Annotated in this window: 7 protein-coding genes and 1 pseudogene; 7 read left to right on the forward strand and 1 reads right to left on the reverse strand. The window is 53.1% G+C overall.

Annotation, left to right across the window (positions count from 1 at the left end; all coding sequences use genetic code 11):
• From ABJD00_RS03510 to ABJD00_RS03540, 7 genes and pseudogenes are all read left to right on the forward strand, one after another.
• Window positions 1-174 (forward strand): annotated as a pseudogene (locus ABJD00_RS03510) (IS6 family transposase); the annotation flags it as partial.
• On the forward strand, window positions 161-463 hold the full coding sequence (locus ABJD00_RS03515) for a DNA methyltransferase (RefSeq protein WP_413853596.1): 303 nt from the start codon (window positions 161-163) through the stop codon (window positions 461-463). The pseudogene ABJD00_RS03510 and the gene ABJD00_RS03515, both read left to right, overlap by 14 nt.
• On the forward strand, window positions 456-950 hold the full coding sequence (locus ABJD00_RS03520; RefSeq protein ID WP_413848849.1) for a DUF5681 domain-containing protein: 495 nt from the start codon (window positions 456-458) through the stop codon (window positions 948-950). Before ABJD00_RS03515 ends, ABJD00_RS03520 begins: the two co-directional genes overlap by 8 nt.
• Window positions 937-2,418, forward strand: coding sequence for a phage terminase large subunit (terL, locus tag ABJD00_RS03525; RefSeq protein WP_413848851.1), 1,482 nt, complete (start codon window positions 937-939; stop codon window positions 2,416-2,418). Before ABJD00_RS03520 ends, terL begins: the two co-directional genes overlap by 14 nt.
• A 494-nt stretch (window positions 2,419-2,912) precedes the next feature.
• On the forward strand, window positions 2,913-3,956 hold the full coding sequence (locus tag ABJD00_RS03530) for a PLP-dependent cysteine synthase family protein (protein ID WP_348457474.1): 1,044 nt from the start codon (window positions 2,913-2,915) through the stop codon (window positions 3,954-3,956).
• Between the two features lie 88 nt (window positions 3,957-4,044).
• Window positions 4,045-4,515 (forward strand): MaoC family dehydratase, encoded by a 471-nt coding sequence (locus tag ABJD00_RS03535; RefSeq protein WP_413848853.1) that lies wholly within the window; start codon window positions 4,045-4,047, stop codon window positions 4,513-4,515.
• Window positions 4,516-4,534: 19 nt separating this feature from the next.
• The gene (locus ABJD00_RS03540) at window positions 4,535-4,951 is read left to right on the forward strand and encodes a VOC family protein (RefSeq protein ID WP_413848855.1); all 417 of its coding nucleotides are present in this window, start codon (window positions 4,535-4,537) and stop codon (window positions 4,949-4,951) included.
• A 390-nt stretch (window positions 4,952-5,341) separates the two neighbouring features.
• Here ABJD00_RS03540 and ABJD00_RS03545 read toward each other — a convergent pair.
• A partial coding sequence (locus ABJD00_RS03545; protein ID WP_413848859.1) for a hypothetical protein occupies window positions 5,342-5,663 on the reverse strand: 322 nt, incomplete at its 5' end.

Consider the following 5,663-nt stretch of genomic DNA (forward strand, 5'->3'; position numbering starts at 1 on the left):
CGAGAACGGGCGATGCTTCGCTTCAGGCGCATGCGAAGTTTGCAGAAATTCGCCTCCGTCCACGCATCTGTCTACAATCATTGTAATCAGGAACGCAGCCTCTCAACTCGAACGAATTTCAAACTCAACCGCGCCGCCGCTCTGGCTGAGTGGCGTGGTCTTGGCGCGAATTAATGGACAGCGTCACTGTCCTTGTGGAGACTGGTTCGAATTAGTCTGCAAGCACCACCTCGTGCTGGATGCCTTCGGCGGGTCGGGTGCCACGCTTTTGGCGGCCGAGAAGACCAGACGGCGCGCCCGGCTCATCGAACTGGACCCGGCCTATGTCGATGTCGCCATCCGACGCTGGCAGGAGATGACTGGAAAAGATGCCGTCCTGAGTGCCGCAGGCGAGACCTTTGCCGCTCGGGCGCAGGCCGACTCGGTACCTGTCTCCGACGAGAAGGAGATGGATCATGTCTAATGATATCAAAGATGATGACTATGAAGTTGGCTATGGCAAACCGCCAACATCCACACGGTTCAAGAAGGGTCGGTCGGGTAACCCAAGGGGCAGGCCCAAAGGCGCCAAAGGCGTTCAAGCCAGCCTCAAACGTGAATTAGAATCGAAGATCATGGTTCAGGAAGGCAACCGGCGGGTACGCATCACCAAGGCGGAAGCTATGGCTAAGCAGTTGATGAACAAAGCGCTGAAGGGCGATGACAAGGCGATGATGGCGCTGCTCAAACTGGATGCGGAGCTCTATGGGAGCGCGGTCGCGCAGCATGAGACAGAGGCAACACGTTTAGAAAGCGCGCCGGAGCCCGTCGACTATGACATTCTCAGGGATTTCCTCTCGGACCCGATGGCGGGACAAGGTGACGGAACGCCGGACGATGAAACGAAAGAAGATTGGGAGATTGACGACCGGCAGGTTGATGGAGAGGAGCAAGATGATGACGTCACTTGATCCGCGGATGATCGTGCAAGCTTCGAATGAAGTTTGTCGGAATAACTTCTTTCCCTTTGTGTGGAAAGTCTTTGGTGCGCTCCACCAAGGCAGCGACGACAGGTTTGAACCCGCGTGGCATGTCCGGGCAATGTGCTTTGAGCTCGACAACGTCCGCACCGGAGAAAACCAGCGGCTGGTGATCAACATCCCGCCACGTTGCCTGAAGTCTGTGACGGTCGCGGTGGCTTATGTCGCTTTCCTGCTTGGACATAACCCCCACGCCAAGATCATCGTGGCGAGCTACGGTCTCGATCTGGCGCGCAAACACTCTGAGGATTGCCGCAAGATCATGGCATCCCCTTGGTATCACGCCATGTTTCCGGAAACGCGACTGGCGAAAAAGGGCAACACCTCCGAAGAAATCCGGACCACAAAAGGCGGCGGCCGCAAGGCCGTGTCCATCGGCAGTGCGGTCACTGGACATGGCGCTGACTATATCATCATTGACGATCTGCTGAAGGCGGGTGACGCCAGCTCCGAAGCTGAACTCTATAAAGCGCAGGAGTTCATTGAGCAGACGCTGCTGTCGCGCTTCGACAAGCCGTCGGATGGCCGGGTCGTGATGGTTGCGCAGCGTCTTCACGAGATGGACCCGCCTGGATATCTCCTCGACAAGGGCACGTATCGACATCTGAACCTTCCGGCGATCGCCGAAGAGCATGAAGAGGTGCCGATCGGGGGTGGGCGGCATTATCGGCGCAAGCCCGGCGACCTATTGTCCCCAACGCGTCTGGATCAGGCCACACTGGACCGCATGCACCGCGAGATGGGTTCCGCTACATTCAACTGCCAGTACCAGCAGAATCCGATTGCGCCGGATGGCTCGCCGCTGCGCTGGGAGTGGTTTGGGACTTATGACAAGGTAGAGGACAGGTGTTGGTATCAGGCAGTGATCCAAAGCTGGGACACGGGTATGTCCGCTAATCCGTTGGCTGCTTTTTCTGTCTGTACGACATGGGGATTCCGCGAAAACAATTGGTACTTGCTTGATGTCTGGAAGGGTCAACTGGATTATCCCGCACTCAAGGCTAAGGCGCTTGCTCTCGTCGAGAGGTGGGACCCTGAAAAGGTTTTGATTGAAGACGCAGCTTCTGGAAAACCGCTTCTGGATGAGCTCTTTGGGAATGATCGTGCGCGCTTTCGAAGAATTAGGCCTCTTCAGGACAAGGAAATCCGTTTCCAGTCCGCCTGTGCGCCGGTGGAAGAAGGCAAGGTACACCTGCCACGTGAAGCGCCGTGGCTGCCTGCCTTCAAGCGGGAATTGCAGTCATTTCCACGCGGTACAAAAAATGACCAGGTCGATAGCTTCAGCCAGTTCCTGAATTGGTCAAAGACCGGTGGCGTCTACAGTGCACTTGGCCGCGATCACCCGCTCACCGTCGAGAAACGTGAGCGGAGCCGAGAACGGCAAAGACGGAGACGCTGAATTCTTGCGTCGAGTACGACGAAGCGAACCATCGGTTCGAATCCCGCTTCCTCCGACTTTGGGGCTAAAATGCATGATTGCTGATACCGTGCGTGGCAATGTCGAGATGCCTGCGCTCTACAAGAACCTAGGTTTTGAGGAAACAGCTCCGAACCAAATTTCGACTAGCGTAAATGTTGCACCAGAGGTCGCAGCAGGCCTTCGCTTCTTCCGCAAACAGATATGAGGTCATACCCCAAGTGCTCTGGCCGCTCGAAGGACTGAAGCACGAAACCCTGCCTTGATGGGAAGTCGAAAACGGTATGGTTTATTTCGAACAGCGGTCGTTTATTATTGACGCAGCAATACGCAGTATGGGCTCGATGCAGTCATTCAGCGAATTTTTGTGAGTGTCCGCTGTGTCGCGTTGAGCGGCCGTTCGTTGCATTGCTATGGACTTTAGAGACGACTTACCCACGGATGTTGGGCGCATAGCATCAGGATTGAGTAGCGGTATGGATTATTGGATTGCGGAGTCGATTAGGAAGATCAACGCGGATGCGCATCGCTCTGCCGATACGCACCTTTTCAAACTTCCAGTTCATGGGCTCAAATGCGTAGATATATATCTCAAGGATGAGAGCACTCATCCAACTGGTAGTCTCAAGCACAGACTTGCGCGTTCGCTTTTCCTTTATGCGTTGGTAAATGGGAAAATCAGAGAGGGGACACGAGTAATCGAAGCTTCTTCCGGCAGCACTGCGGTCTCAGAAGCTTATTTCGCACGGATGATAGGCGTGCCTTTTACCGCAGTTCTCCCAAAATCCACTGCTAAGAGTAAAATTGATCTGATCCGTTTCCAAGGCGGGGAAATTCACTTTGTGGGTTCAGCGCCCGAAATGCACCCGGCTTCGGTCACACTTGCAGAAAAGGTCGGCGGCTACTTCATGGACCAGTTTGCTTTTGCAGAAAGGGCGACTGATTGGCGGGGCAACAACAACATTGCTGAGAGCCTTTTCCGGCAAATGGAGCAAGAATCGCACCCAATTCCTTCGGTGATCGTGATGAGTGCGGGGACTGGTGGGACCTCTGCAACACTCGGGCGATACATACGCTACAAAGGCCACGACACTGAGCTTGTTGTAGTAGACCCGGAAAACTCTGTCTTCCTTGAGAGTTATCAGACTGGGAACCGAGGCTTGATCCGCTCCTGCTCCAGCCGAATTGAAGGGATTGGGCGACCAAGAGTGGAGAAGTCATTCCTGCCCGATGTTATAGACCGAATGATACAAGTGCCAGATGCTGCAAGCATTGCAACTATGCTCTGGCTCGAAAAGCAGATCAGACGAAGGGCCGGGCCTTCGACAGGTACAAACCTTTGGGGAGCCCTACAAGTTGCGCAGGAGATGGAAGCAGCTGGACGATCTGGCTCTGTTGTCACCGTTCTTTGTGACGACGGAAACCGTTACCTAGACACCTTCTACAATCCAGAATGGGTGATGGAACATATTGGCGACACCGCTTCATATACTGCGAACTTGGAGAAGCATCTGTCATAGTGGGTTGTCGCGACTTTGTTGCACAAATGGGTTGAAGCTCTGACTTCCCCTTTCCCGTGAGGGACTTACCCCAGAACGCGAGGCAGAAATGACAAAATCCCAAGATAGCCAAAACTATATTCCCTTCGAGAGCTTTGAGGTGGGTCAGAAGCAAAGCTTTGGCGCCTACAAGGTGACCGAAGAAGAAATCATAGAGTTTGCACAGAAATACGATCCACAGTTCTTTCATTTGGACCATGAAGCAGCCAAACAATCGCTGTTTGGCGGTCTGTGTGCGAGCGGTTGGCACACATGCGCAATGACGATGTCTATGCTAGTTGCCAACATGGATGCAAATGGTCGATCCCTAGGGTCCCCGGGGATTGATAACCTCAGGTGGCTTCTCCCTGTGTACCCTCGCGACGTGCTATCAGTGCAGATGGAGGTCACGGATACAATTCCTTCAAGGAGTCGCCCAAACATTGGAGTGGTTGTCAGTAAAGTCTCCGTCAGCAATCATGATGGCAAGGTCGTTATGGAATTTACCAGCAAGGGGTTTTTCTCTCGTCAACAGACATGAGCGAAGGCAGTGCGAAAATATGAAGCTAGAATTCCATCACATCAACTACGTGTCCGAAGACGTAGACCGACTGCATAATTTCTATACTGAAGTTCTCGGACTGGATGATATCCCGATCCAGACTTTCCCTCGTTCAGAGGTGACAGACCAGCGAGGCTATGCGGGCAAGATTAAGTTTGCGACGGATGGAAAAATGCAAATGCATTTGGCTGAAAAGAACCTTCAGGTGGCATTTAAAAATGGTGAAGTCATCAATCCTGTTGAGCGGGGCCACATCGCGTTCAGGACGGATGACATTGTGGCCTTCAAGGCGATGCTGGAAGCAAAGGGCATTCCATACTCCGACTACGGCACCGCTTTCGCAAAGGAATGGCATCAAGTTTTCTTCCATGATCCGGAAGGGAATGTAATCGAGGTTCATCAGGCCGTTGCCTAGGGCGCACTGTTCAAAAACCTGTGAACGCCAACGATTGCTTTAGGTATTCCTTGGCAGCTTGCCATCATCATCAGGTTTGAACATCGCCAAGCGCAACGGATCGCGGCGGTTAACTTGGCGATTGACCGGAAATCCAAAGAATTTGGCCAGTTCTCCAAAACCGTTGGCGACCGTGGTGCACATATCAACCGTGTCAGGCGGACCAGGTATTTGGCGTTTTTCGTAAGTGGTGGGGGCCCGTCTGGCACCTGGCGCGGTGCCGCTATTAGCACCCAACAAAGCACCCAGGATCAACTCTATCTGAGTCTCGGAAAGTTGCAGTCACAGACAAAACTCCAAATTTGTCTGTATCCTGTCCGCCAGGACGCGCCCGACGCTGCTGCTTATCAATCAGCCTGCAAAGTCCCACCGTTGCAAAACGCCTCGCCAAGTTGCTGAGCCAACCGCAGCAGCAACATCCGACTGAAGTTTCGCAGGAATGTTTAAGTCTTCCGCGAGGTTGCAGGTAGCACATCGGATTTCTTCGCGGGTTATATTTACGTCGGACGAATTGCATTTTGGGCACTTGGCCAAGACGTCATCGTTAAACATTTCGTTGCTCCACGCAAACACTCCCATCGACAGAACTTTTCTAACTTCAATAATCAGGTAGTTTTTGCCTGCTCCTATCCACCAGTAAATTGACTTGTGAGTTTTAAACCGCGGTGAGTTT

This window comes from Tateyamaria sp. (assembly GCF_039945315.1).
Classification (GTDB): Bacteria; Pseudomonadota; Alphaproteobacteria; order Rhodobacterales; family Rhodobacteraceae; genus Tateyamaria.

Coding starts and splice junctions, on each gene's coding strand:
- ABJD00_RS03520 (WP_413848849.1), top strand. CDS start 456: ATGTCTAATGATATCAAAGATGATGACTATGAAGTTGGCTATGGCAAA.
- terL (WP_413848851.1), top strand. CDS start 937: ATGACGTCACTTGATCCGCGGATGATCGTGCAAGCTTCGAATGAAGTT.
- ABJD00_RS03530 (WP_348457474.1), top strand. CDS start 2,913: ATGGATTATTGGATTGCGGAGTCGATTAGGAAGATCAACGCGGATGCG.
- ABJD00_RS03535 (WP_413848853.1), top strand. CDS start 4,045: ATGACAAAATCCCAAGATAGCCAAAACTATATTCCCTTCGAGAGCTTT.
- ABJD00_RS03540 (WP_413848855.1), top strand. CDS start 4,535: ATGAAGCTAGAATTCCATCACATCAACTACGTGTCCGAAGACGTAGAC.